General features: G+C 71.2%; 18 protein-coding genes. 12 read left to right on the top strand and 6 right to left on the bottom strand.

The features are described from left to right. Positions 1-30 precede the first annotated feature (30 nt). From ACIPY5_RS10245 to nadE, 3 genes are all read right to left on the bottom strand, one after another. On the bottom strand, positions 31-798 hold the full coding sequence (locus ACIPY5_RS10245) for a GNAT family N-acetyltransferase (protein WP_400970088.1): 768 nt from the start codon (positions 796-798) through the stop codon (positions 31-33). Continuing rightward, positions 788-4,456 (bottom strand): TM0106 family RecB-like putative nuclease, encoded by a 3,669-nt coding sequence (locus ACIPY5_RS10250; protein WP_400970091.1) that lies wholly within the window; start codon positions 4,454-4,456, stop codon positions 788-790. The genes ACIPY5_RS10245 and ACIPY5_RS10250 overlap by 11 nt, the downstream gene beginning before the upstream one ends. Before the next feature lie 215 nt (positions 4,457-4,671). Further along, on the bottom strand, positions 4,672-5,490 hold the full coding sequence (gene nadE / locus ACIPY5_RS10255) for an ammonia-dependent NAD(+) synthetase (protein ID WP_400970094.1): 819 nt from the start codon (positions 5,488-5,490) through the stop codon (positions 4,672-4,674). A 94-nt stretch (positions 5,491-5,584) separates the two neighbouring features. On the opposite strand from nadE, the gene ACIPY5_RS10260 reads away from it, so the two are divergent. The 5 genes from ACIPY5_RS10260 (at position 5,585) to ACIPY5_RS10280 (ending at position 11,219) form a co-directional block, all read left to right on the top strand. Further along, a complete protein-coding gene (locus ACIPY5_RS10260) occupies positions 5,585-6,142 on the top strand; it encodes a nucleoside phosphorylase (RefSeq protein ID WP_400970097.1) in 558 nt (185 codons plus the stop codon). A 103-nt stretch (positions 6,143-6,245) separates the two neighbouring features. Further along, positions 6,246-7,853, top strand: a complete 1,608-nt coding sequence (locus ACIPY5_RS10265; protein WP_400970100.1) for a carboxyl transferase domain-containing protein — start codon at positions 6,246-6,248, stop codon at positions 7,851-7,853. Between the two features lie 5 nt (positions 7,854-7,858). Beyond that, the gene (locus tag ACIPY5_RS10270) at positions 7,859-9,922 is read left to right on the top strand and encodes an acetyl/propionyl/methylcrotonyl-CoA carboxylase subunit alpha (protein ID WP_400970103.1); all 2,064 of its coding nucleotides are present in this window, start codon (positions 7,859-7,861) and stop codon (positions 9,920-9,922) included. Beyond that, positions 9,919-10,404, top strand: coding sequence for a MaoC family dehydratase (locus ACIPY5_RS10275; RefSeq protein ID WP_309340919.1), 486 nt, complete (start codon positions 9,919-9,921; stop codon positions 10,402-10,404). Before ACIPY5_RS10270 ends, ACIPY5_RS10275 begins: the two co-directional genes overlap by 4 nt. Further along, positions 10,401-11,219, top strand: coding sequence for an HpcH/HpaI aldolase/citrate lyase family protein (locus ACIPY5_RS10280; protein ID WP_400970106.1), 819 nt, complete (start codon positions 10,401-10,403; stop codon positions 11,217-11,219). Before ACIPY5_RS10275 ends, ACIPY5_RS10280 begins: the two co-directional genes overlap by 4 nt. A gap of 131 nt (positions 11,220-11,350) precedes the next feature. On the opposite strand, the gene ACIPY5_RS10285 is transcribed toward ACIPY5_RS10280, so the two are convergent. Both ACIPY5_RS10285 and ACIPY5_RS10290 read right to left on the bottom strand, forming a co-directional pair. Beyond that, complete coding sequence (locus ACIPY5_RS10285; protein ID WP_400970109.1) at positions 11,351-12,718, bottom strand: nitrate/sulfonate/bicarbonate ABC transporter ATP-binding protein; 1,368 nt, start codon at positions 12,716-12,718, stop codon at positions 11,351-11,353. A gap of 31 nt (positions 12,719-12,749) precedes the next feature. Continuing rightward, positions 12,750-14,495, bottom strand: a complete 1,746-nt coding sequence (locus tag ACIPY5_RS10290) for an ABC transporter permease (RefSeq protein WP_400970112.1) — start codon at positions 14,493-14,495, stop codon at positions 12,750-12,752. 174 nt (positions 14,496-14,669) lie between these two features. Between ACIPY5_RS10290 and ACIPY5_RS10295 the strand changes: the two genes are divergently transcribed. From ACIPY5_RS10295 to ACIPY5_RS10305, 3 genes are all read left to right on the top strand, one after another. Then, complete coding sequence (locus ACIPY5_RS10295) at positions 14,670-15,059, top strand: ArsR/SmtB family transcription factor (RefSeq protein WP_400970115.1); 390 nt, start codon at positions 14,670-14,672, stop codon at positions 15,057-15,059. Positions 15,060-15,432: 373 nt separating this feature from the next. Then, positions 15,433-18,162, top strand: coding sequence for a magnesium-translocating P-type ATPase (gene mgtA / locus ACIPY5_RS10300; RefSeq protein ID WP_400970118.1), 2,730 nt, complete (start codon positions 15,433-15,435; stop codon positions 18,160-18,162). 88 nt (positions 18,163-18,250) lie between these two features. Next, positions 18,251-18,967, top strand: a complete 717-nt coding sequence (locus ACIPY5_RS10305) for an MgtC/SapB family protein (protein ID WP_233310152.1) — start codon at positions 18,251-18,253, stop codon at positions 18,965-18,967. A gap of 22 nt (positions 18,968-18,989) precedes the next feature. Here the strand turns inward: ACIPY5_RS10305 and ACIPY5_RS10310 are convergent, their stop codons facing one another. Further along, the gene (locus ACIPY5_RS10310) at positions 18,990-19,568 is read right to left on the bottom strand and encodes a TetR/AcrR family transcriptional regulator (RefSeq protein WP_400970122.1); all 579 of its coding nucleotides are present in this window, start codon (positions 19,566-19,568) and stop codon (positions 18,990-18,992) included. Between the two features lie 88 nt (positions 19,569-19,656). Between ACIPY5_RS10310 and ACIPY5_RS10315 the strand changes: the two genes are divergently transcribed. The 4 genes from ACIPY5_RS10315 to ACIPY5_RS10330 all read left to right on the top strand — a co-directional run bounded on the left by ACIPY5_RS10315 (position 19,657) and on the right by ACIPY5_RS10330 (position 24,293). Continuing rightward, entirely contained in the window at positions 19,657-20,814 is a 1,158-nt protein-coding gene (locus ACIPY5_RS10315) for an acyl-CoA dehydrogenase family protein (protein ID WP_396652893.1), read from the top strand. Positions 20,815-20,914: 100 nt separating this feature from the next. Beyond that, positions 20,915-21,175 (top strand): hypothetical protein, encoded by a 261-nt coding sequence (locus tag ACIPY5_RS10320; protein WP_400970126.1) that lies wholly within the window; start codon positions 20,915-20,917, stop codon positions 21,173-21,175. Between the two features lie 53 nt (positions 21,176-21,228). After that, positions 21,229-23,049, top strand: a complete 1,821-nt coding sequence (glmS, locus tag ACIPY5_RS10325) for a glutamine--fructose-6-phosphate transaminase (isomerizing) (protein ID WP_400970129.1) — start codon at positions 21,229-21,231, stop codon at positions 23,047-23,049. A 44-nt stretch (positions 23,050-23,093) separates the two neighbouring features. Then, positions 23,094-24,293: a thiolase family protein gene (locus ACIPY5_RS10330; RefSeq protein WP_400970132.1), complete on the top strand. Its 1,200-nt coding sequence runs from the start codon at positions 23,094-23,096 to the stop codon at positions 24,291-24,293. Positions 24,294-24,302: the final 9 nt, after the last annotated feature.

Raw genomic sequence — 24,302 nt, forward strand, 5'->3', positions numbered from 1 at the left:
TGAGACACCCCGTTCTCGAGCAGACCCGGTCTAGACCTCGAGCACGTAGGAGCGGTCCTCGCCGTAGGCGGCGAAGCCGCAGCGCGCGAGGATCGGAGCCGAGGTCTCGACCCTGCCCTTGACGAGGGCGGTCGTCGCCCCGTGCTCATCCCCGATGCGCAGCCGCTCCGCGAGCACCGCGCGATACGCGCCCCTGCCCCGGAACTCCGGAAGCGTCGCCGCGCCCCATAACCGCAGGAAGCCGTCCACGAGGGTGCAGCCGCCCGTACTGACCGCCTGCCCGCCGACGCGGGCGAGCGCGCGGAACCCCGTCCCTGACGCGGCATCCGCGGTGACCTCGTCGAGCTGCTCCATCAACCCGTCCTCGTCGAGCGGCTGCTGCGCCCACACCGGCACGCTGATCGCATCCACATCGCGCACCTGCTCCAGCGTGCGCACGGTCTCGGCCGCGATGCCTTCCGGAACCGGGATCGGATCTCCGGGGATCGCCCGCGCGAAGACCGTCACGGTGTCGTCGTGCCCCGCGCCACGGCGGCGCAGCTCGTCCTCGACGTGCGGAGAGTCGGCCGCGCCGACCCAGAACACCAGCTTCCGCTCGCCCCACTCCCTGGTGCGAGCGATCGCGTGGTCCACGACTCCGGCCGCATCGAGCGAGGAGTCGATCACCGAGGCGCGCACGCCGCCTCCGAAGCGCGCGGGATAGCGCACCAGCTGCAGGTGCTCCCCCTCGGTCTCGCTGTCGCGCGGGAACCAGACCCACGACGCGGACGCCCGCAGGATCTCGGACTCAGAGTGCATCGGCACGCTCCCGTGCGTCGTTCACCCGTTCGGTGCTCGCGTCATCCTGATCCGCTGAAGACGGATCCGCCGCCTCGCGGTCGGCACCGACGAGGTGCGCGAAGGCGCTGAGCCGCGCAACGCCCTCCGGCGTCCACGGGAGGTCGTCGAGCAGGGCGGGCGAGTGCACGAGATAGGCGGCGACCTTGGCCCGCGAGATCGCCACGTTGAGTCGGTTCTGCAGCAGCAGGAACTCGGGTCCGCGCGGGGCGTCCCGCCCGCTCGAGGCGGCGAGCGACGTGATCGAGACCACCGCCTCCCTGCCCTGGAAGTTGTCGACCGTGCCGACCGCGACATCGCCGAGACCGGCCTCGGCGAGCGCGTCGAGGATCAGCTGCTTCTGCGCGTTGTACGGTGCGACGACGATGACGTCCGCCTGCTCGAGGGCTCGCGGCGGCGCCCCCTCCATGCCGTCGGTGTACTCCCGCCCGATCAGCGCGCGGACGATGCGGACGACCTCGGCGGCCTCCTCGGGCGACTGCGTGGCGTTGCCGCGATGCCGGATCGGCCGCACATGCAGCCCGGGCTCGACCCCGTCGATCACGCGCCGCTCCGTGCCGGGAGCCGAGGCGAGCGCGCCGGCGTAGGCGAGCTGCGAGACCGGGGCCGCGACCTCCGGGTGCATCCGCCAGGAGCGGGCGAGGAAGGCTCCGTGCGCGGGATCGATCACGGCCTTCTCGTGCATGACCCAGCCGAGCGCCGAGGTGTCGACCGGTTCGGGATGGGTGCCCTGGCTCACCTGCGGCAGCTGCTGCGGGTCGCCCAGGAGCAGCAGGCGCTGCGCCGAGACGGCGACCGCGATCGTGGAGGCGAGTGAGAACTGCCCCGCCTCGTCGATCACGAGCAGGTCGAGCTCGCCGCGCTGCACGCGCCGGGTGCTGGAGAAGTCCCAGGCGGTGCCGCCGACCACGCAGCCGCGGCCCGCGGAGGCCTGCTCCGCCAGGTACCCTGCCATCCCGTCCTTGCGGATCGCGGTGAACACGGGCTCCGGCCCCTGCGGATCCTTCGGCGCCTTCGCCACCTGTGCCGCCGGCACTCCGGCCGCGACCACCCGCTCGAGCAGGTTCTCCACGATCGCGTGCGACTGCGCCACCACGCCGATGCGGTATCCGTGCTCGTTCACCAGGCGGGCGATCACGTGCGAGGCGGTGTAGGTCTTGCCGGTTCCGGGAGGGCCCTGCACCGCGAGATAGCTGCGGTCGAGGTCGAGCACGCCTCGCACGATCGCATCTGCGGCGTCCGCGCTCCCCCCGGGGTGTCCGTCCGGCCCCGCCTCCAGGACCGGGAGCGGGCCGCCCGAGGCCGTGTGCGGCACGATCCGGCGCAGGACGTCGGTCGCCGGATCCCGCGGGAACGCCGGCGCCGCCGACAGGACGGATCCGGCCCACTCCTCGATCGCACCCTGCAGCGAGTTCACGCGGGGCGGTGCGGCCGGGGTGAGCGCGAGCGGCAGCTCGTCCCAGGTCTGGCCGCCCACCGAGCGCTCCCGGATCCGGTAACCGTCGTCAAGCACCTCGACGACCTCGACCTCGTGCGGCACATGGATCACGCGTGCCGGGAATTCACCGAAGAACGGTGCGGGGGCCTCGTACAGCGCGAACGGACTGCCGCCGACGTTCAGGGTGCTGCCGGGCGCGACCTCGCCGTGCAGGTCGACGAGCCGCGTGACCGCGCGGGCGCCCTCCTCCTGACCCCAGTCCTCGACGACGGCCGAGCGACCGGGGTCGATCCGCAGCACGTCGCGCGTGGACTCCCACAGGGTCACCGGCTCGCGCAGGCGCTGGAAGTGCGAGATCCAGAAGCTCTTCGCCTCGCGCGGGAAGTAGTCGATCGCGGCGGCGGCGACCCGGTAGGTCTGCCCGTCTCCGCCCTCGCCGTGCACGCGCTGTCCCTCGGCCTGGAGCGCGAGCGAGAGCGGCGCCGGCTCATAGGCGCGGGTCTCCGGCTCGTCCGGCGGCGCCGGCAGCACTCCCGCCTCGCGTGCGAGGCCCACGAGCCAGTTGCGCAGCCGCCGGGTGGAGACGCAGTCGTAACGGTTGTAGTCGGCGAGGTCGGCGAGGATCTCGTCCGCCTCGGCCGGGCGCCCCGCGGCGGCGAGCCCCCGCGCCTGCACGTACTGGACGATCGAGTCGTCGCCCTTCTGCACGTCGCTCGTGCGCACCTCCTCGCCCATGTAGAGCGGCTCGAGCTTCTTGATGGAGTACGACCGGGATCCGATCCGCACGGTCCGCAGCACGAGCGGGTACAGGTCGACGAAGACGCCCTCGCGGAGCAGGCGGTCGACCGCGGCCTCGCCCACGCCGTAGCGCTCCGCCATGTTCTGCAGGTGCGAGGTCTCGTAGGGGGCGTAGTGGTAGATGTGCAGGTCGGGGTGCGCCGCCCGCCGTGCGGCCACGAAGTCGAGGAAGTCGAGCAGCGCCTGCTTCTCGGCCGCGAAGTCGTGCGCCCACAGCGCGCTGTACTGCTCGGCGTCGTCGACCCAGCCGAACAGGTAGTCGAGCCCCCATCGCTTGTTCTCCTGGGGGTGCTCCTCGCCCGGCTCGGTGTAGAGCGGATCCCCCTCGAAGTCGAAGAACAGATCTCCGCGGCTGGGACGCGGCATCATGCCGATCGCGGCCGCGGAGACCACCTCGAACGGCGGCACCGGGTGCGCATCGGTCTCGCCCGCGGCGTCCGCGGCGGCTTCCGCGCCCATCGCCGCGAGCTGCAGCCGGGCCTGCGCGCGCAGCGCCTCGAACGTCTCCGCGCCCATGCCGTCCGGGGCATCCGCCGCGGCCGCGAGGTCGTCGATCGTGTGGATGCCCGCGGCGCGGAGCCGCGCACGCTGCACCGGGCGCATCCGCGCGACGAGCAGCAGGTCGCGGTGGGACACGACCTCGAGCTCGCACGTGGCGCACCGCCCGCAGGCGACGACCTGCAGGTCGCCGCGGTCGTCGCCCCAGGCGAGCGGAGTCCCGCCAGCGCCCTCGTCGATGCGGCGGTCGGCGATGAGTGCGCGCAGTCGCGCCCTGCGCACATGGAACAGCGGAAGCAGATCGCTCACCGCATGCGTCGACACGCTGCGGTCGCCGAGGATCAGATCCACCTCGTCGGAGCGCGGGATTTCGAGCCGATCGAGCTGGTCGACATATGCCGCCAGCTGCATGAGCGCCGTGACGCGCGCGGTGCGGGCGAGCTTGGAGTCCTGCACGCGCCAGCGGCCGTCGGGGTCGCGCAGGAGGAAGTCGGCGAATCCGACGAACTCGGGCGTGGAGAACGCGGCCTGATAGATCACGGTCGCATCGGACCGCAGCGCGCGCACCGTGTCGGCGACGACACCGGCGAGCGCCTCCGCGTCGGTCGACGACACCTTGGGCAGCTCGATCACGCCGGGCCCGCCGTCGACGGATCGCCCGTGCTTCGCCAGATAGTCGTCGAGCACCACGAGCTCATGCGCGTCGCCCATCGCCGCGGCGCGGGCGAGGGTGGCGTCCTCCGGGTCCTCGACCGGCTCGACCCGCCCGAGCTTGGCATCGACCGCGCGCGCCCAGGCGAACTCGCACTCGGCCGCGAGCTTCAGGTCTGTGGCGCTCCAGATCACGCGCTTCCGGTCGGATCCGGAGGGGGTGATCACGCGCACGACGGCTCCTGTCTTCGGGTGGCGGCCGATCAGGCCGTCGCTTCGACCCTAGACGGGACCGCCGACATCACGGATCGGGATCCGCCCGGCGCGACGCCGACGGATGTGCCGCCTGCACGATCCGGGCACGGATGCACGAGCGATCGCCCTGATGCGTCCTGCATCCGTGTCCGGACCCTGCATCCGTCACGCGCGCACGGGAGGCTCGACCGCGCTCAGCGCCACCAGGTGTCGTCGGGGGTGACCGGCTGGCGGCGCTTGTGCGCGGTGGCGAGATAGCGCGTCTCGATGCGTCGCGCCGCGTCCTCGTCCACAGGGCGGCCCTCGAGGAAGTCGTCGATCTGCTCGTAGGTGAGGCCGAGCTCGTCCTCGTCGGCGCGTCCCGGCGTGCCGTCGAGGAGGTCGGCCGTCGGCACCTTGTAGGCCAGGCGGTCCGGCGCCCCGAGCGCGAGCAGCAGCGCACGGCCCTGCCGCTTGGTGAGCCCGGCGAGCGGCGTGAGGTCCGCCGCGCCGTCGCCGAACTTCGTGAAGAACCCGGTCACCGCCTCGGCCGCGTGGTCCGTGCCGATCACGAGCATGCCGCGCTGACCGGCGATCGCGTACTGCGTGACCATGCGCAGACGCGCCTTGATGTTGCCGCGGTGGAAGTCGGCGACGTCCTCCAGGCCCGCCGCCTCCAGGTCGTTCTCGAGCCCGTCGACGCCGTGCTCGATGTTGACCTCGACGCCCTCGTCCGCGGCGATGAACGCCATCGCGGCGGTCGCGTCGTCGGCGTCGTGCTGCACCCGATAGGGCAGGCGCACGGCGATGAACGCCGCCTCGCCGCCCTCGGCGCGCACCTTCTCGACCGCGAGCTGCGCGAGGCGCCCGGCGAGCGTCGAGTCCTGTCCGCCCGAGATCCCCAGCACGTAGCCCTTGGCGCCCGTGTGCCGGAGGTAGTCGACGAGGAAGCCGATCCGGCGGTCGATCTCCGCGGCGGGGTCGATGTCGGGCCGCACCTCGAGGTCGGCGGCGATGTCCTGCTGCAGGGTCATGCTTCTCCTTCGGTCGTGGAACCAGTATGCGACGGCGACGTTTCGTGCGCGTGAACGCCGACGTCGCCCGGGCCGCGCCTGCGAGGATGGAGGCATGAGACTCCTCGTCGCCGCCCTCGCGTCCGAACTGCAGGCCTTCCCCGAGACGCTGGAGGGCTTCGACCGGCTCGTGACCGGCCCCGGCAAGCTCAAGGCCGCCTACGGCCTCACCCGGGCGCTGGATGCGGCCGCCTACGAGGAGGTCGTCGTCGTCGGCACCGCGGGCGGCGTGGATCCGGAGCTCCCGGGCGGCGTCTACGAGATCACGGCCGCGATCCAGCACGACGTGCAGGACCTGGACGGCGTGATCGGACAGCACGTCTCGCTGCCGCCCCGCGTCGCGACCGGCCGCGACGGCCTCGTGATCGCGACGGGCGACAGCTTCGTGGACGATGTCGCGGTGGTCGAGCGGATCCGCGGTCTCGGCGGGGTGCTCGTGGACATGGAGACCTACGCGTACGTCTGGGTCGCCGACCAGTTCGACGTGCCGATCCGGGTGCTGCGCGCGATCTCCGACACGGCGCAGGACGGCGCCACCACGATATGGGACGAGACCGTCGCCGCCTGCAGCGTGCAGCTCCGCGACCGCATCCACGACGAGTACGGGGTCTGATCGCGCACCGGGGAGAGTGACCCGTGGACATTTCAGTTAACGCTCGCTAATCTGAATCACGAGTCCCATCCTCACCCGATGGCCCTACCCGATGGAGGGTTCCGTGCCGCAGTCATCCGCGCCGAGCGCCGCAGCGCCGACCTACCGGGAGCTCGTCGACGAGCTGCGCGCACGCCGCGCGGAAGCCGCCCTGGGCGGGCCGGAGAAGTCCCGCCTGCGCCATACCGAGCGCGGCAAGCTCCTCGCCCGCGACCGGGTGGACCATCTGCTCGATGCCGGGAGCCCCTTCCTCGAGGTGGCGCCGCTCGCCGGCTACGGGCTGTACGGCGGTGACGCGCCCTCCGGCGGTGTCGTCGCGGGGATCGGGCTCGTGCACGGGCGGCACGTCATGGTGGTGGCGAACGACGCCACGGTCAAGGGCGGCACCTACTACCCGATCACGGTCAAGAAGCACCTGCGCGCACAGGAGATCGCCGCCGAGAACCGGCTGCCCTGCATCTACCTCGTCGACTCGGGCGGCGCGTTCCTGCCGATGCAGGACGAGGTGTTCCCCGATCGCGACCACTTCGGGCGGATCTTCTACAACCAGGCGAGGATGTCCCGCGACGGCATCCCGCAGATCGCCGCGGTCATGGGCTCGAGCACGGCCGGCGGCGCCTACGTCCCCGCGATGAGCGACGAGACCGTGATCGTGCGCAACCAGGGCACGATCTTCCTCGGCGGCCCTCCCCTCGTGAAGGCGGCGACCGGCGAGGTCGTCACCGCGGAGGATCTCGGCGGCGGCGAAGTGCACACCCGGGTCTCGGGCGTCGCCGACCACCTCGCCGAGAACGACGAGCATGCGCTGCAGATCGTGCGGGACATCGTCGCGACCCTGCCCCCGTCCCCGATGCTCGCTGATGCGGCCGCGGCGGTCGCGGATCCTCCCGTCGTGGATCTGCTCGACGTGGTCCCGGTCGAGCTGACCGTGCCCTATGACGCGCGCGAGATCATCCGCGGCATCGTCGACGGCGGCGCCTTCACCGAGTTCAAGCCGGAGTACGGCACGACCCTGGTGACCGCGTTCTCGCACATCCACGGCCACCGCGTCGGGATCATCGCGAACAACGGCGTGCTCTTCGGGGAGTCCGCGCTCAAGGGCGCGCACTTCATCCAGCTCTGCGAGCAGCGCGGCATCCCGCTGCTGTTCCTGCAGAACATCACCGGCTTCATGGTCGGCCGCGAGTACGAGGCGGGCGGCATCGCGAAGCACGGCGCGAAGATGGTGAACGCGGTCGCGACCGCGACCGTGCCCAAGCTCACGGTCGTCGTGGGCGGATCCTTCGGCGCCGGCACCTACTCGATGTGCGGGCGGGCGTACTCGCCGCGGTTCCTCTGGCTCTGGCCGGGCGCCCGTGTGTCGGTCATGGGCGGGCCGCAGGCGGCGTCGGTGCTGTCGACCGTGCGCCGCGATCAGATCGAGGCCGCGGGCGGATCCTGGTCGGCCGAGGAGGAGGCCGAGTTCCAGGCGCCGATCCGCGCCGCTTACGACGAGCAGGGCAGCCCCTACTACTCCACCGGCCGGCTGTGGGACGACGGGATCATCGAACCCGGTCAGACCCGCGACGTGCTGGGCCTCGCGCTCGACGTCGTGATGCGGGCCCCCTCGACCGACGCGCCCGCCACCCGCGGAGCGGCAGACCAGCGCCGATTCGGCGTCTTCCGGATGTGAGTGAGATGCGTCATACCGACCCCGTCGACCTGTTCGACACCGTCCTCATCGCCAACCGCGGCGAGATCGCCTGCCGCATCATCGCGACGCTGCGCCGGCTCGGGATCCGCTCGGTCGCCGTCTACAGCGACGCCGACGCCGGATCCCGCCACGTCGCCCTCGCGGACGTCGCCGTGCGGATCGGGCCCGCCCCCGCCGCGCAGAGCTACCTGAGCATCGACGCCGTGCTGGACGCCGCCCGCGCCACCGGCGCGCAGGCGATCCACCCCGGCTACGGCTTCCTCGCCGAGAACGCCGCGTTCGCACAGGCGTGCGCCGATGCCGGCATCGTGTTCATCGGGCCGACCGCGGACGCGATCCGCACGATGGGCGACAAGATCACGGCCAAGCTCGCGGTCGCCGAGCGCGACGTGCCCACGGTGCCCGGGATCGCACGCCCCGGTCTCAGCGATGCCGAGCTCATCGCCGCGGCGCCCGGCATCGGCTATCCGCTGCTCATCAAGCCCTCGGCGGGCGGCGGCGGCAAGGGCATGCACGTGGTCGAGGACGAGGCGCACCTCGCCGATGCGATCGCCGCGGCGCGGCGCGAGGCCGCCGCGAGCTTCGGCGACGACGCGCTGTTCCTGGAGCGCTACCTCACGACCCCCCGGCACATCGAGGTGCAGGTCCTCGCGGACGCGCACGGGCACGTCGTGCACCTCGGCGAGCGCGAGTGCTCGTTGCAGCGGCGGCACCAGAAGGTGATCGAGGAGGCGCCGTCCCCGCTGCTCGACGAGGCCACGCGCGCGGCGATCGGCGCCGCCGCCTGCGAGACCGCCCGGAGCGTCGACTACCGCGGCGCCGGCACGGTCGAGTTCATCGTCGAGGCCGCCCGGCCCGACGAGTTCTTCTTCATGGAGATGAACACGCGCCTGCAGGTCGAGCACCCCGTGACCGAGCAGGTCACCGGGCTCGACCTCGTGGAGCAGCAGTTGCTCATCGCCGCGGGCGCACCGCTCGGCTTCGCGCAGGACGACGTCGTGCTGCGCGGCCACAGCATCGAGGCCCGCGTGTACGCCGAGGATCCGGCCGCCGGCTTCCTGCCCACGGGCGGTCGGGTGCAGCGCGTGATCCACCCCGAGGGCGAGGGGATCAGGGTCGACACCGCGATCGCCGACGGCCTGGACGTCTCGATCGACTACGACCCGATGCTCGCGAAGATCATCGCGCACGGCGCGGATCGCGACGAGGCCCGCCGGCGCCTGCTGCGGGCGCTCGACGAGACAGCGGTGTTCGGCTTCCCGACGAACGTGGAGTTCGTGCGGGCGCTGCTCGAGCTGCCGGAGGTGGTCGCGGGCGACCTCGACACCGATCTCATCGCCCGCCGCTTCGACGACCTCGCGTTCGCGGAGGCCGATGACCGCGTGTTCGCGGAGGCGGCGCTGCTCCTCGAAGCCGCACACGAGTCCGAGGCTCCGACCCTCTCGAGCCCCTGGACCCGCCGCGACGGCTGGCGTCTCGGCGCTCCCGCCCCGCGCCGCCACGGGCTGGTCTGCGGCGGGCGCCGCGCCGAGGTGCTCATGACCGGATCCGGATCGGCCCTGACGGTCGCGGTCGACGGATCCGACCCCGTCGCCGCCGTGCTGCGCGCGGGCGGGCCCTCCGGACGCACTCTCACGATCGGCGGCACCACCCGCACGATCGCGGCGTGCGCGACCGGATCCGATCGGATCGCGCTCGCGCACGCCGGTGCGGTCTTCGAGATCGCCGTGGAGCGGGTCTCGCACGCCGCGGGAGGCGCCGCGGAGACCACGCCGCATCTGGACTCCCCCATGCCGGGGACGGTCGTGCTCGTGCACGCGTCCGAGGGCGCCAGGGTCGAGGAGGGCGACCCCGTCCTCGTCGTCGAGGCGATGAAGATGGAGCACGTGCTGCGCGCGGGCGTCGCCGGAACCGTCTCGCTGCACGCGGCGCAGGGCGACACCGTCGCGCGCGGGCAGACGCTGGCGACGATCGCCCCCGACGCGGGCGATGCGGCATCCGATGACGGGGCGTCCCCGGCGCCGCGCGAACCACAGGAGACGACGTGAGCGAGAAGCGCATCGAACAGCGGGGGCTCTACTTCGAGGAGTTCGAGGAGGGCGCGGTCTACCTGCACCGCCCAGGGCGCACGGTCACCGAGGCCGACAACGTGCTGTTCACCACTCTGACCATGAACACCCAGGCGCTGCACCTGGACGCGGCCTGGAGCGCGGGCACCGAGTTCGGCGAACGGCTCGTGAACAGCATGTTCACCCTGTCCACGCTCGTCGGGCTCTCGGTCGCCCAGCTCACGATGGGCACGATCGTGGCGAACCTCGGCTTCTCCGACGTCTCCTTCCCCGCCCCCGTGCGGATCGGGGACACCCTCTACGCCGAGACCCTGATCGTGTCGAAGCGGCTCTCGTCGTCGCGCCCGGGGCAGGGCATCGTGCAGTTCGCGCACACCGGGCGCAACCAGGACGGCGCGGTCGTCGCGCTCGCCACGCGATCGACGCTCATGCAGTGCCTCCCGGCCGGGGAGACCCGATGAGCGCCGGGATCCACGGCCCCGCGCTGCTGTTCTGCCCCGCGGATCGCGACGACCGGTACGCCAAGGCCCTCGCCGCCGCCGACACGGTGATCATCGACCTCGAGGACGCGGTCGCGCCGGACGACAAGCCCGCCGCCCGCGCCAAGGTCGCCGCCTCGGCCCTGGACCCGGAACGCACGATCGTGCGCGTGAACCCGGCGAGCACCCCGGACCACGCGCTCGACCTCGACGCCCTCACCGGCACCGCGTATCGCACCGCGATGCTCGCCAAGGCCGAGTCCGCCGCCGACCTCGACGCGCTGCACGCCGCAGGGCTGCAGGTGCTCGCGCTCTGCGAGACCGCACGCGGCGTCGTGCACGCCGAGGAGATCGCCGCGCATCCCGCGGCCATAGGACTCATGTGGGGGGCGGAGGATCTCGTCGCGAGCATGGCGGGGCGGTCGAGCCGGTTCACCGCGGGCGCTCATGCGGGCCGCTACCGCGACGTCGCGCGCCACGCGCGCTCCCGCGTGCTGCTCGCAGCCAAGGCCTTCGGGAAGGCGGCGATCGACTCCGTGCACCTCGACATCGCCGATGTCGATGGCCTGCGCGCCGAGGTGCTCGACGCCGCGGCCAGCGGCTTCGACGCGACCGCCTGCATCCACCCGAGCCAGGTCGCGGTGATCCGCGAGGGCTACGCCGCCACGCCCGAGGAGCGGGACTGGGCCGAGCGCGTGCTGGCCGAGGCCGAGCGGCAGGGCGGGGTGTTCCGGTTCGAGGGCCGCATGGTCGACGAGCCGGTGCTGCGCCAGGCGAGGGCGATCCTCGGGGGTTGACCGGGGCGCAGCCGGCCCGGCTGCCGACCGCGACGGATGCACGACCCGATCACGGCTGCACGACGGATCCTGCGTTCTCGTCGTGCATCTGTGACGGGGTCGTGCATCCGTCGCGAACGCCACGCCCGCGCTCAGTCCGCGGCGCCCTCCGCCGCCAGATGCCGCTCCGCCTCGGCCGCGAGCTCGCCGAGCACGAGCTCTCCGGTGTCGGCGTCGTAGTCGTACAGTTCCCCGTAGCGGCCCCAGTCGATCGCGATGTCGAGCTGCCGGCGGGCGTCCTCTGCGGTGTAGCCGCGCCGCAGCAGGTCGAGGAAGAAGTCGTCGCGCAGCGCGCCGTCGTCGCTGTTCTCGAGCGCCTTCACGATCGTCCGGATGAGCGGGACGCTCTGCACCGCCCGCGCCGCGAACAGCTCCTTGCTGGTCTGGATGTCCGCGGTCAGCCAGTCCCGCCCGCCGTCGCTGAGGAAGGCCTGGGCGCCCTCGACCTCGAGCAGCCCGAGCAACTGGGCGGCGTCCACGAGCGGCAGCAGATCGTCCACCTCGAAGGAGAGCTCGTCCGCGAGATCGGGCAGATCGGTCTGCCCGTTGTGGGCGTGCACGATCTCGATGAGGCCCGCGAGCCCGCCCACCGTGATGTCCGGCAGCGGGTGGCTGAGCGGGGTCGGCGCGGGCACCACCGACGACGTCGGCACGCGCTCGGTGTCGGTGAGCATCGCGTAGAGCGCATCGATCGTCGACTCGAAGGTGGGGCTGCGGCGATCGCGCGGCCTGGGCAGCAGGATCGGCACCTCGCCCTTCACATGCCCGGGGTTGGATCCCAGCACGAGCACCCGGTCGGCGAGCAGCACCGCCTCCTCGATGTTGTGCGTCACGATGCAGATGGCGGAGGTCGGGAACTCCGGCTGCGCCCAGAGCGACATGATCTCGCCCCGGAGGTTCTCCGCGGTCAGCACGTCGAGCGCGGAGAACGGCTCGTCCATCAGCAGGGCGTCCGGACGCAGCACCAGGGCGCGCGCGAAGCCCACGCGCTGCCGCATGCCGCCGGAGAGCTCGCGCGGGTATGCGGACTCGAATCCGTCCAGGCCGATCACGTCGATCGCGGCGAGCGCGCGCTCCCGGCGCTCCGCCGCGGGCACGCCGCGGGCCTCGAGCCCCAGCTCGACGTTGGCCTGCACCGTGAGCCACGGCATGAGCGCGAACGACTGGAACACCATCCCGACCCCGGGGTTCGCGCCCTCGAGCCGCTCGCCGCGGTAGCGCACCTCCCCCGTGGTCGGCGCGATGAGGCCGGCCATCGTGCGCAGCAGCGTCGACTTGCCGGATCCGGACTTGCCGAGCAGGGCGACGATCTCGCCCTTGCGCAGCGTGAGCGAGATCTCGGACAGGACGTTGAGCGTGGTGCCGTCGGCCGAGGGAAACGACTTCGTGACCCGGTCGATGTCGATGAGCGGCGCCCCGATCTCCAGCGGGGCGGACGTGCGGTCGGTCTTCTGTGCCATGGGGCACCTCCTCCGGGAGTCGGGGACAGCGTCAGGTCAGGGAGAATCGGGTCTCGGCGAGGCGGTAGAGCCGCCGCCAGAACAGGCGGTTGATGCCCACGACGAACAGCGTCATGACGATCACGCCGACGAACGTGCGGGCGAAGTCGCCCGCCGTGGTCGCGTTCGCGATGTAGGCGCCGAGGCCGGTCGCGGTGAGGGTGGTGTGCCCGTAGCTGACCACCTCGGAGACGATCGAGGCGTTCCAGGCGCCGCCGGCCGCGGTGATCCCGCCCGTCACCCAGGAGGCGAACACGGCGGGCAGGATCATCCTCCTCCATCGCAGCCAGCGGCTCACGCCGAGGTTCACCGACGCCTCCCGGAGATCCGCCGGGATCGCCGAGGCTCCCGCGATGACGTTGAACAGGATGTACCACTGCGCGCCGAGCGCCATCAGGAAGATGCCGCCGACGTCGAGGCTGACGCCGGTCTTGATGAGCAGGAGCGTGATGAACGGGAAGAGGAAGTTGGCGGGGAAGCTCGCGAGCACCTGCACGACGGGCTGCGCGAAGCGGGTGACGCGGGGGTTCATGCCGATCCAGACCCCGATCGGCACCCAGATGAGCGTGGCGACCACGATCAGCACGACGACGCGCGCGAACGTGACGAAGCCGAGCAGCAGCGCCTTGCCGAACTCGGCAAGGCCCACCGCGCCCTGGATGTAGAACAGCATCTCCACGACGCCCCACAGCACGAGGGCGCCGACGACGACGGCGAACACGACGTCGCCGGTGCGGCGCCGTCGCTCGTTCACGAGCAAGGGCCGATCGGCGAGCCCGAACGGGCGGGTGGCGGCGTCGAGCCCCCGCCCGACCGGGCGGAGCGCGACGCCCAGGTAGCGGGAGACGCCGGAGTGCCGCAGCACGTTGAGAGTGATGCTGCGCTGCACGACCGTGGCAGAGGTGTCCCCGATGCGGAACTTCTCGGCCCAGGCGGTCAGCGGCCGCCAGAACAGGGTGTTCACGCCGATCACCATGAGCACCATGACGCCGATCGCCAGGAGGATCGCCGGGATGTTCTGCTGAGCGGTCGCCGCCGCCACAAAGGATCCGATCCCCGGCAGCGCGTAGGTGTGGTTGTTGACCGAGATCACCTCGGACGCGACGAGGAAGAACCAGCCTCCGCCGAAGCTCATCATCCCGTTCCAGACCAGCGGGATCATGCCGCTCGGGACGTCCAGCTTCCAGAAGCGCTGCCATTTCGTGAGCCGCAGCAGGCGTGCGGCCTCGTCCAGCTCACGGGGCTGAGTGGTCAGCGAGCTGTAGAACGCGAACGTCATGTTCCAGGCCTGGCTCGTGAAGATCGCGAAGACCGAGGCGCACTCCAGCCCCAGCATCGACCCGGGGAAGAGCACGAGCCAGATCGACAGCGTCACCGAGAGGAAGGCGAGCACGGGCACCGACTGCAGGATGTCGAGCAGCGGGATGAGGATCTTCTCCGCGCGCCGGGAGCGCGCCGCCGCGGTCGCGTACACGAAGGTGAACAGCAGGGACGCCAGCAGCGCGACGAACATCCGCAGCAGCGACCGCGCCGCGTAGTACGGCAGGTTCGCCGGATCGGTCGACACGCTGGACGCCGCGTTCGACGGGTTGAACGGCGCGCCGACCCCCTCCGCGAGGCGGATGAGCAGGAACAGCAGCACCGCGAACCCGACGAGCACGATCGCGTCGGCCGCGAGGCGGGTGCGCGACCGTGCGCCGACGGACGTGTGTCCGGCGAAGGGACGGAGAGTCGTCATGGCGGGCTCCATGAGAAGAGCGCGACCGGCAGGTCAGCCGGGGAGCGCGTGCGGGAGGGGCGGGTGGGATCGATGGTCAGGATGACTCATCGTCATCACCTCCTCCGCTGTGCGCTCGTGCCCGATGCCGGACCATGTCGTACGATAGTCTCACTCAACTGCTTGCGCAAATGAATGGATGGTGAGTCGCTCGTGAACGAGCCGGACCGGATCATCGCCACCCCGGAGCGCCTCGGCGCGGCCGCCGGCACCTTCGATCTGCTCTCCGTCCCCGGACGCCTGCACATCGTCTGGCTGCTCGCCGCGGGCGAGAGCGACGTGACATCCCTCTCCGAGCGCACGGGCGCCACCATCCCCGCCACGAGCCAGCAGCTCGCCAAGCTGCGCGCCGCCGGCGTGGTCTCGGCCCGGCGCGAAGGCCGGCGACAGCTCTACCGCGTCGACGACCCGCACATCGTGACCCTCGTCGAGACCGTCTTCGAGCACATCGCCCCCGATGGCACGCTCGCACTGGAGTCCGACGAGCGCCGCCCGCCCCGCCGGCCCCGCTTCCAGCACGCCTGAGGATCGGCTGCTCTCTTCTCAATTTCCTCATTCATTTGCGCAACCAATTGAATGTTGATATCGTCGTCCTGACGCGATGACCCGTGCCTCTGCGGGGCGCGCCGAACAGCGCGACCGTCCGCACTCCCGCGGCAGGTCGCCCGCCGCATGAGCGTGCGAGACCAGGAACCGACCCGAAGGAGGTGACCGCCGTGCCTGACAGCGACAGTCGATTGACCCGCCCCGGCGGGACGGTCCTCCGCCGGCGCAGCCTGGTCGGAGACGTCGTGCCGGGATCCTCCGAAGTCCTCCCGTTCTTCGCGACGATCCGCCCTCCCCGCTGACCTGCGGGTGAGCCGGCGCCCTCCGTCGCGCCCTCACCGTTAGGCAGATCATGCGCGCATTCCGCGTCAACGACCAGGTGCTCACCCTTCCCGACCCCGCCCGCCCGCCGCGCCCCGCGACCAAGAAGCGCGGCGAAGCCACCGCGACCCTCAGCACAGCGCAGCAGCGCATCCTCGTGGACTCCGCGGCCCAGCCGGCCAAGATCACGCTGCGCGCCTTCTCCAGCGACATCGACGGCATCGACGAGCACGCGGTCGAGGAGCGCCGGGCACGCTACGGCAGCAACGAGGTGCGGCACGACAAGCCGGCCCCCGCGGTCGTCCAGCTGCTCAAGACGTTCCTGAACCCGTTCATCCTCATCCTGCTGTTCCTCTCCGCCGTCATGCTCTGCACGGACGTGATCTTCGCCGACCCCGCGGACGGCCCCGACTACACCGGCGTGAGCACGATCGGCGCGATGGTGCTGGTCAGCGTCCTACTGCGCTTCTGGCAGGAGTACCGCTCCTCGCGCGCCGCCGAGCAGCTCAAGGCGATGGTCCGCACGACCGCCGCCATCACCCGCCGCGTCGACGGCCGCCCCGTCACGGGCGAGCTGCCGATCGAGCAGATCGTGCGCGGCGATATCGTGCAGCTCGCGGCGGGCGACATGATCCCCGCCGACGTGCGGTTCCTGCGCACGAAGGACCTGCAGATCAACCAGTCGATGCTCACCGGCGAGGCGATGCCGGCGGAGAAGACCTTCGAGGCCGACAAGACCGCGACCGCGGCATCGATCGTCGATGCCGCCAACCTCGGCTTCATGGGCACGTCGGTCGTGTCCGGATCCGGCACGGCCGTCGTCATCGGCACCGGAAGGCTCAGCTACTTCGGCAGCATGTCCTCCGCGATCGTCGGCGCGCGCCCGGAGACCGCGTTCGATCAGGGCATCAAGAAGGTCACCTTCACCCTGATCAAGTTCATGCTCGTCATGGTGCCGGTCGTGTTCATCGTGAACGGCCTCACCAAGGACTGGACCAGCGCCTTCCTCTTCGGAGTGACGACCGCGGTCGGCCTGACCCCCGAGATGCTGCCGCTCGTCGTGACCGCGAACCTCGCCAAGGGCGCGAAGTTCATGGCGCGGCGCAAGGTCATCGTCAAGCGCCTCAACAGCATCCAGAACCTCGGCGCGATGGACGTGCTCGCGACCGACAAGACCGGGACGCTGACCGAGGACCGCATCGTGCTCGAGCAGCACCTGGACACCTCGGGCACCCGCTCCGAGAGCACGCTGCGGTATGCGGCCGCGAACGCGCACTTCCAGACCGGGCTGCGCAACCTGCTGGACGGCGCCGTGCTCACGGCGGCGGGGCCGGGGATGCTCGACGAGGTGCGCCGCGACTTCTCCCTCGTCGACGAGATGCCGTTCGACTTCGTGCGGCGCCGGATGTCCGTCGTGGTCAGCGACGGCTTCGCCCAGACGATCATCACGAAGGGCGCCGCCGAGGAACTGCTCGACCGCTGCACCAACGAGCTGCGGGACGGCGAGGAGACCGAGCTGACCGCGGCGCGCCGGATCGAGCTGGACGACCTCGTCGCCGCCCAGAACGAGCTCGGGATGCGGGTGCTCGCCGTCGCCGTGCGCTCGATCGCGCCGGATGAGAAGGGCCGGTTCCCCGACTACTCCGCCGAGGACGAGCACGACATGACGCTCGTGGGCTTCCTCAGCTTCCTGGATCCGCCCAAGGCGACCGCAGGGGCGGCGATCGCGAACCTGCGCCACCGCGGCGTCGAGGTGAAGGTCATCACCGGGGACAACCCGCTCGTCGCGGCGACCGTCTGCCGCGAGATCGGCATGGATCCGGGGCGGATCGTGCTCGGGCCGGAGATCGACGAGCTCTCGCTGCGCGAGCTCGGCGAGCTCGCCGACGAGACGACGGTGTTCGCGAAGACGAACCCGGCGCAGAAGGCGCGCATCGTCGAGGCGATGCGCGAGCACGGACACACCGTCGGGTTCATGGGCGACGGCATCAACGACGCCCCCGCCCTCCGCACCGCGGATGTCGGCATCTCGGTGGACACCGCCGTCGACATCGCGAAGGAGTCGGCCGACATCATCCTGCTGGAGAAGGACCTGAACGTGCTCGACGGCGGCGTCGTCGAGGGGCGGCGGACCTTCGTCAACACGATGAAGTACATCAAGATGACCGCGTCCTCGAACTTCGGCAACATGTTCTCGGTGCTCGTGGCCAGCGCGATGCTCCCGTTCCTGCCGATGATCCCGCTCGTCGTGCTGGTGCAGAACCTCGCCTACGACCTGTCCATGCTGACGCTGCCCTGGGACCGGGTCGACGAGCGCGACATCGAGCAGCCGCGCAAGTGGGAGACGAAGACGCTGTCCCGGTTCATGATCCTCATCGGACCGACCTCGTCGATCTTCGACATCACCACCTACCTGCTGATGTGGTTCGTCTTCCAGGCGAACAGCCCCGCGCACGCCGCGCTGTTCCAGTCCGGCTGGTTCATCGAGTCGATCATCTCGCAGACGCTGATCGTGCACCTGCTGCGCACCAAGCGCCTGCCGTTCGTCCAGTCCCGCGCGGGCCTTCCCGTGCTGCTCGCGACCGGCGCGGTCTGCGTGTTCGGCCTCGTGCTGCCGTTCACCGGATGGGGCCACGTGCTCGGCCTGGTCTCGCTGCCCTGGACCTACTTCCCGTGGCTGGTGCTGACGCTGGTCGCCTACTGCCTCGTCGTCCAGGTGGCCAAGAAGGCCTTCATCCGCCGCTTCGGCGCCTGGATCTGATCCCCGAGCGCGGTCGCGCTCGCTTCGTCCGGCCCTCCGGCGATCCGCTGCGGATCGTCCGGAGGGCCCCGCCCGTCAGGAGAATCCCATGATCGACACCCTCGACATCGCCCTCCGCCTGAGCGCAGGTCTCGCCTTCGGCGCGCTCATCGGGTTCGAGCGGCAGTGGCGCGCGCGCACCGCCGGCCTGCGCACGAACGCCCTCGTGAGCCTCGGCTCGGCCCTGTTCGTGATCATGGGCGCCTTCAGCTTCCATGGACCCGACGCCGACCCCACCCGTGTCGCCGCGCAGATCGTCTCCGGCATCGGCTTCCTCGGAGCCGGCGTGATCATGAAGCAGGGCGCGTCGATCTCGGGGCTCAACACCGCGGCCACCCTCTGGGCCTCGGCCGCGGTCGGTGCCCTCGCCGGAGGCGGCCTGGTCTGGATCGGCGCCGCGGGCACGGCGGCCGTGATCCTGGCGAACGTGCTGCTGCGCCCGGTCGGGCGAGTGCTCGACCGGCGCGGGGGCACGGCGGGCCGGGAGAAGAACACCGAGGTCGAGTACACCTTCGAGGTGCGCTGCGCGCGGGAGCACGAGGTCGATGTGCGCGCGGTCGTGTTCGACGCCGTGCACCGCCCGGAGCTCACGGTGCAGTCGGTCGCCGCCGCCGACCTGCCCGACGAGATCGTCGTGATCACGGCGATCGCGATCAGCCCCGAGCGCGACGACCACCAGATCGAGCTCGCGATCGCGGACGTCATCCGCACCCCCGAGGTGCTCGGGGTGCGGTGGACCGCCCAGGATCTCAGCCCGGTGGACTGAGCCGCCCCTCCTGGCGCGCCGCTCAGCCGATCAGCACGCGCCGTGCGGCGCCGGAGAGTATTCCGCGCTCATCCGCCGAGACGAGCTTCTCGGTGCTGTGCGCGGTCGAGTTCAGCAGGCCGAACACCGCGTGCATCGCCACCTGGAGATCGGCCGGCGGGATCTCGGGGCGCAGCCGCCCGACGACCTCGGCCCAGAGATCCAGATACTGCCGCTGGAGCTTGCGCACCTGGCGGTTGGGGGCCTTCGGGAGCGTGCCCAGCTCGCGATCCTGCACGCGGATGATGTCGCGGTGCGCGAGCGCGAAGGTGAGGTGGAAGTCGATGAGGTCGTCCAGCACGTCCAGATCCGAGGTGTGCGGCGCCGCGACGATCTCGGATCCGCCCCGCAGCAGGAACTCGCTCGTGCCGATGAGGATCTCCTCGAGCATCGCATCCTTGCTCGGGAAGTGCCGGTACAGGGCCGGCCCGCTGACCCCGACGGCGGTGCCGAGCTCGCCGATCGAGACGGCGTGGAACCCGCGATCCGCGAAGAGCCGGGCGGCGGCGTCGAGGAAGAGCTGCCTCGTCCGTGCCTTCCCCTGCGCCCTCGCGGTGGTCATCCCGTAAGGATAGCGATCCTGGACAGTCGAGTGAACGCGCGCTAACATCTATTTCAGTTACCGATCGTTCACTGAGGAGCTGATCTGCGTGTCCGAGACGATCCCGTCCGAACTCCCCGAGGAATACCGCGAGCTGTCCGCGACGGTGCGCGACTTCGCCGAGCAGGTGGTCGCCCCCGTGTCCGCGCAGCACGACCGCGAGCACAGCTTCCCCTACGAGGTCGTCGCGGGCATGGCGGAGCTGGGCCTGTTCGGCCTGCCCTTCCCCGAGGAGTACGGCGGGATGGGCGGCGACTACTTCGCGCTCTGCCTCGCGCTCGAGGAGCTCGCGAAGGTCGATCAGAGCGTCGCCATCACCCTCGAGGCCGGCGTCTCGCTCGGCGCCATGCCGATCTTCCGGTTCGGCACCGAGGAGCAGAAGCAGCGCTGGCTGCCCTCGCTCGCCGCCGGCACGAGGCTCGGCGGCTTCGGCCTCACCGAACCCGATGCGGGCAGCGACGCGGGCCGCACCCGCACGACCGCGCGCCTCGACGGAGGCGAGTGGGTGATCAACGGCTCGAAGCAGTTCATCACCAACTCCGGCACCGACATCACCGCCTTCGTGACCGTCACCGCGGTCACGGGCGAGACCGAGCGCGGCAAGGAGATCTCGACGATCATCGTGCCGTCGGGCACGCCGGGCTTCGCCGTCGCCCCGCCCTACGACAAGGTCGGCTGGAACGCCTCGGACACGCACGGGCTGTCCTTCGACGACGTGCGCGTGCCGGAGGGGAACCTCCTCGGCGAGCGCGGCCGCGGCTACGCGAACTTCCTGCGGATCCTGGACGAGGGGCGCATCGCGATCGCCGCCCTCGCGGTCGGGGCGGCGCAGGGCTGCGTCGACGACGCCGTGCGCTACGCGAAGGAGCGCCAGGCGTTCGGCACGCACATCGGCGGGCATCAGGCCATCGCTTTCAAGATCGCCCGGATGGAGGCCCGGGCGCAGGTCGCCCGTCGCGCCTACTACCACGCGGCCGCCCTCATGCTCGCGGGCAAGCCGTTCAAGCAGGAGGCGGCGATCGCGAAGCTCACCGCGAGCGATGCCGCGATGGACAACGCGCGCGACGCCACCCAGGTGTTCGGCGGCAACGGGTTCATGAACGAGTACCGCGTCGCCCGGCACTACCGCGACTCGAAGATCCTCGAGGTCGGCGAGGGCACGACCGAGGTGCAGCTCATGCTGATCGCCCGCAGCCTCGGGCTGTAGCCCCGGCTGCTCTTCTGCGCCCACGACTCTTTGCGACAAGATCTGCCCGAATTCGGGCAGATTCTTGTCGTTCACCGGATCGGATCCGCATACTCGTCTCATGACCGACGATGACCTGATCCAGCGGATCGTGGCATCGACCGGTCTGCCGGCGAGCGTCGCCGCGCGGGTCGTCGACGACGTCCTCGCCTGGTACGACGAGCCCGTCGAAGCCTTCGTGCGGCGCCGCCATGCCGAGCTCCAGCTCTACGGCACGCGCAACGCGCAGGCCTTCGCGCTCATCGCCGCGGAGCTGCACGGCCGTCGCGTCGCCGCCCCGGAGCTCTCCGAACGGCAGCTGCGCCGCATCGTCTACGGCTGAGCCCGCCCCTCCCCTGACTCCTGCCCCTTCCCCTACTCCTGAGGAGCCCCACCATGTGCGGAATCGTCGGATACATCGGCCACCAGGCCGCCGCCCCCGTCCTCGTCGAAGGCCTCACCCGCCTCGAATACCGCGGCTACGACTCGGCCGGCATCGCCGTGCTCGGGAGCAAGGGCACGACCTCGATCCGGAGGGTCGGCCGGGTGCGCGAGCTCGAGGCGGCGCTCCCGAAACGACTCACGGGCACGGTCGGGATCGGGCACACCCGCTGGGCGACGCACGGTCCCGCCCTCGAGCAGAACGCGCACCCCCAGCGCAGCCAGGACGGCCGGATCAGCGTCGTGCACAACGGCATCATCGACAATGCGGCGGCCCTGCGCGCCCAGCTCGCGCAGTCCGGCGTCGAGCTGCAGAGCGACACCGACACCGAGGTCATCGCGCACCTCATCGCCCAGTCCGATGCGGAGACCCTCGAGGAGGCCGTGCTCACGGCCCTCGCCCGGATCACCGGCACCTACGCCCTCGCCGTGCTGGACGAGCAGCACCCCGAGCGGATCGTCCTGGCCCGCAGCGGATCCCCGCTGATCATCGGCATCGGCGACAAGGAGATGCTGGTGGCCAGCGACGTGGCGGCCCTCGTGCGGCACACCGATCGGGTCGTGCATCTGAACGACGGCGAGCTGGCGACCGTGACCGCGACCGGCTTCCGCACCTTCGACCGCGGCAACAGCCCCACCAGCTCGGAGCCGGTCGAGATCAGCGTCGCAGCCGAGGACCTCGAGCTCAGCGGCTACCAGCACTACATGCTCAAGGAGATCCACGAGCAGCCCGAGGCTGCGGCGATGGTCCTGCGCGGCCGGCTCGACGAGCGGTTCGCCACGGCCCGCCTGGACGGGCTCGGACTGGACCCGCGGGAGCTGCGCAGCTTCCGCCGCATCAAGATCCTGGGCTGCGGATCCGCCTACTACGTCGGCCAGCTGGGCGCGCAGCTCATCGAGGATCTGGCCCGGATCCCGGCCGACGCCGAGGCCGCGTCCGAGTTCCGGTACCGCCAGCCCATCATCGAGTCGGACACGCTCTACGTCGCCGTGAGCCAGAGCGGCGAGACCGCCGACACGGCCTTCGCGGTCGAGGAGATCAAGCGCAAGGGCGGCCGCGTGATCGGTGTCGTCAACGTCGTCGGCTCGACCATCGCCCGCACGGTCGACGGCGGGATCTACCTGCACGCGGGTCCGGAGATCTCGGTCGCCTCGACCAAGGCGCTCACGAACATGGCGCTCTCCTTCGCCCTGCTCGCGCTGCACCTCGGGCGCCTGCACGACCTGTCCCACGCGGACGGCCAGCGGATCCTGCGCGGACTGCAGCGCATCCCCGGACAGATCCGGGAGATCCTCGAGGATGCGGACCCGATCGCGGCGGTCGCCGAGGACATCGCGAAGGCGCAGAGCGCGTTCTACATCGGGCGGGTGCGCGGGTTCCCGGTCGCACGCGAGGGCGCGCAGAAGCTCAAGGAGATCAGCTACATCCACGCCGAGGCCTACCAGACGAGCGAGCTCAAGCACGGCCCGCTCGCCCTGATCGACCCGCACATGCCGACGGTCGCGCTCGTCCCGGAGGACGAGCTGACCGACCGCAACCTCGCCGCAGCCGAGCAGATCCTGGCCCGCAAGGGCCCGCTGATCGCGATCACGCACGCCGGGGTCGATCTCGCGCATCTGGAGGCCCGGACGATCGTCGTGCCGAAGAACGAGCCGGAGCTGGATCCGATCCTGCTGACCATCCCGACCCAGCTGCTCGCCTACCAGGCGGCGGTCCGCCTCGGGCACGACGTGGACAAGCCCCGCAACCTCGCGAAGTCGGTGACGGTGGAGTGACCGGCTCTCGCGCCCGGCGGGCCTGACGGAGGGAGAATGGCAGCATGAGCAGCACTCCTCCCCTTGACGGCCCTTCCTCCGGCCGGGATGCGGTCATCGTCGCCGCCCGCCGCACCGCGGTCGGCATCGGCAAGCCGGAGCGCGGCGTCTTCAGCGGCGTGCACCCCGTCGACCTCTCCACGCACCCGATCCGGGCCGTGCTGGCCGACACGGGCGTGGATCCGGCTCTCGTCGACGACGTGCTGTGGGGTTGCGTGTCGCAGGTCGGCGAGCAGTCGTTCAACGTGGGACGCAACGCCGCCCTCGCCGCGGGTCTGCCCGAGCACGTGCCGGGGATGACGATCGACCGCCAGTGCGGCTCGTCGCAGCAGGCGATCCAGAGCGCCGCCGCCGCCATCATCGCCGGCTACGCCGACATCGTGGTCGCCGGCGGGGTCGAGGTCATGTCCCGCGTGCCGATGTTCTCGAGCATCGGTTCCGTCGACGGCATCGCACGGGATCCCTACGGCCCGCTCATGCACGAGCGCTTCCCGGATCTGGGCAACCAGGGCGTGGGCGCCGAGCTCATCGCGCGGAAGTGGGGTCTCACCCGCACCCAGCTGGACGAGTTCTCGGTGCGCTCGCACCAGAAGGCCGCCGCGGCGACCGCTGCCGGGCTGTTCGCGGACGAGATCGTCCCCGTGGAGACGGCCGCGGGCGTGGTCACGACCGATCAGGGCATCCGCGCGGACTCCACGGTCGAGCGCCTGGCGACCCTGCCGACGCCGTTCCTCGAGGGCGGCGTGGTGACGGCCGGCAGCGCGTCGCAGATCTCGGACGGCGCCGCCGCCGTGCTCATGATGACGAGCGCGCGCGCCACCGAGCTCGGGCTCACCCCGATCGCCCGCGTGCACAGCGTCGCGGTCGTCGGGTCGGATCCGATCCTCATGCTCACCGGGCCGATCCCCGCCACGGCGAAGGTGCTCGGCCGCGCCGGGCTCGGCATCGCCGACATCGGAGCCTTCGAGGTCAACGAGGCGTTCGCCCCGGTCGTGCTGGCGTGGCTCGCCGAGACCGGCGCGGATCCGGATCTCGTCAACCCGCGCGGCGGGGCGATCGCCCTCGGCCACCCCCTGGGCGGGTCCGGCGCGCGCCTGGCCACGACCCTGCTGCACCACATGCGGCAGAACGGGATCCGCTACGGCCTGCAGACGATGTGCGAGGGCGGCGGCATGGCCAACGCCGCGGTGTACGAACTGCTCTGACGACCGTTC

It is taken from the genome of Microbacterium sp. NPDC089698, assembly GCF_044749045.1.
Classification (GTDB): domain Bacteria; phylum Actinomycetota; class Actinomycetes; order Actinomycetales; family Microbacteriaceae; genus Microbacterium.

Excerpts from the sequence above, each read along its gene's own strand:
- ACIPY5_RS10245 (WP_400970088.1), bottom strand. The coding sequence starts at position 798 with ATGCACTCTGAGTCCGAGATCCTGCGGGCGTCCGCGTCGTGGGTCTGG.
- nadE (WP_400970094.1), bottom strand. The coding sequence starts at position 5,490 with ATGACCCTGCAGCAGGACATCGCCGCCGACCTCGAGGTGCGGCCCGAC.
- ACIPY5_RS10260 (WP_400970097.1), top strand. The coding sequence starts at position 5,585 with ATGAGACTCCTCGTCGCCGCCCTCGCGTCCGAACTGCAGGCCTTCCCC.
- ACIPY5_RS10270 (WP_400970103.1), top strand. The coding sequence starts at position 7,859 with ATGCGTCATACCGACCCCGTCGACCTGTTCGACACCGTCCTCATCGCC.
- ACIPY5_RS10280 (WP_400970106.1), top strand. The coding sequence starts at position 10,401 with ATGAGCGCCGGGATCCACGGCCCCGCGCTGCTGTTCTGCCCCGCGGAT.
- ACIPY5_RS10285 (WP_400970109.1), bottom strand. The coding sequence starts at position 12,718 with ATGGCACAGAAGACCGACCGCACGTCCGCCCCGCTGGAGATCGGGGCG.
- ACIPY5_RS10290 (WP_400970112.1), bottom strand. The coding sequence starts at position 14,495 with ATGACGACTCTCCGTCCCTTCGCCGGACACACGTCCGTCGGCGCACGG.
- ACIPY5_RS10295 (WP_400970115.1), top strand. The coding sequence starts at position 14,670 with ATGGATGGTGAGTCGCTCGTGAACGAGCCGGACCGGATCATCGCCACC.
- mgtA (WP_400970118.1), top strand. The coding sequence starts at position 15,433 with ATGCGCGCATTCCGCGTCAACGACCAGGTGCTCACCCTTCCCGACCCC.
- ACIPY5_RS10305 (WP_233310152.1), top strand. The coding sequence starts at position 18,251 with ATGATCGACACCCTCGACATCGCCCTCCGCCTGAGCGCAGGTCTCGCC.
- ACIPY5_RS10310 (WP_400970122.1), bottom strand. The coding sequence starts at position 19,568 with ATGACCACCGCGAGGGCGCAGGGGAAGGCACGGACGAGGCAGCTCTTC.
- ACIPY5_RS10320 (WP_400970126.1), top strand. The coding sequence starts at position 20,915 with ATGACCGACGATGACCTGATCCAGCGGATCGTGGCATCGACCGGTCTG.
- glmS (WP_400970129.1), top strand. The coding sequence starts at position 21,229 with ATGTGCGGAATCGTCGGATACATCGGCCACCAGGCCGCCGCCCCCGTC.
- ACIPY5_RS10330 (WP_400970132.1), top strand. The coding sequence starts at position 23,094 with ATGAGCAGCACTCCTCCCCTTGACGGCCCTTCCTCCGGCCGGGATGCG.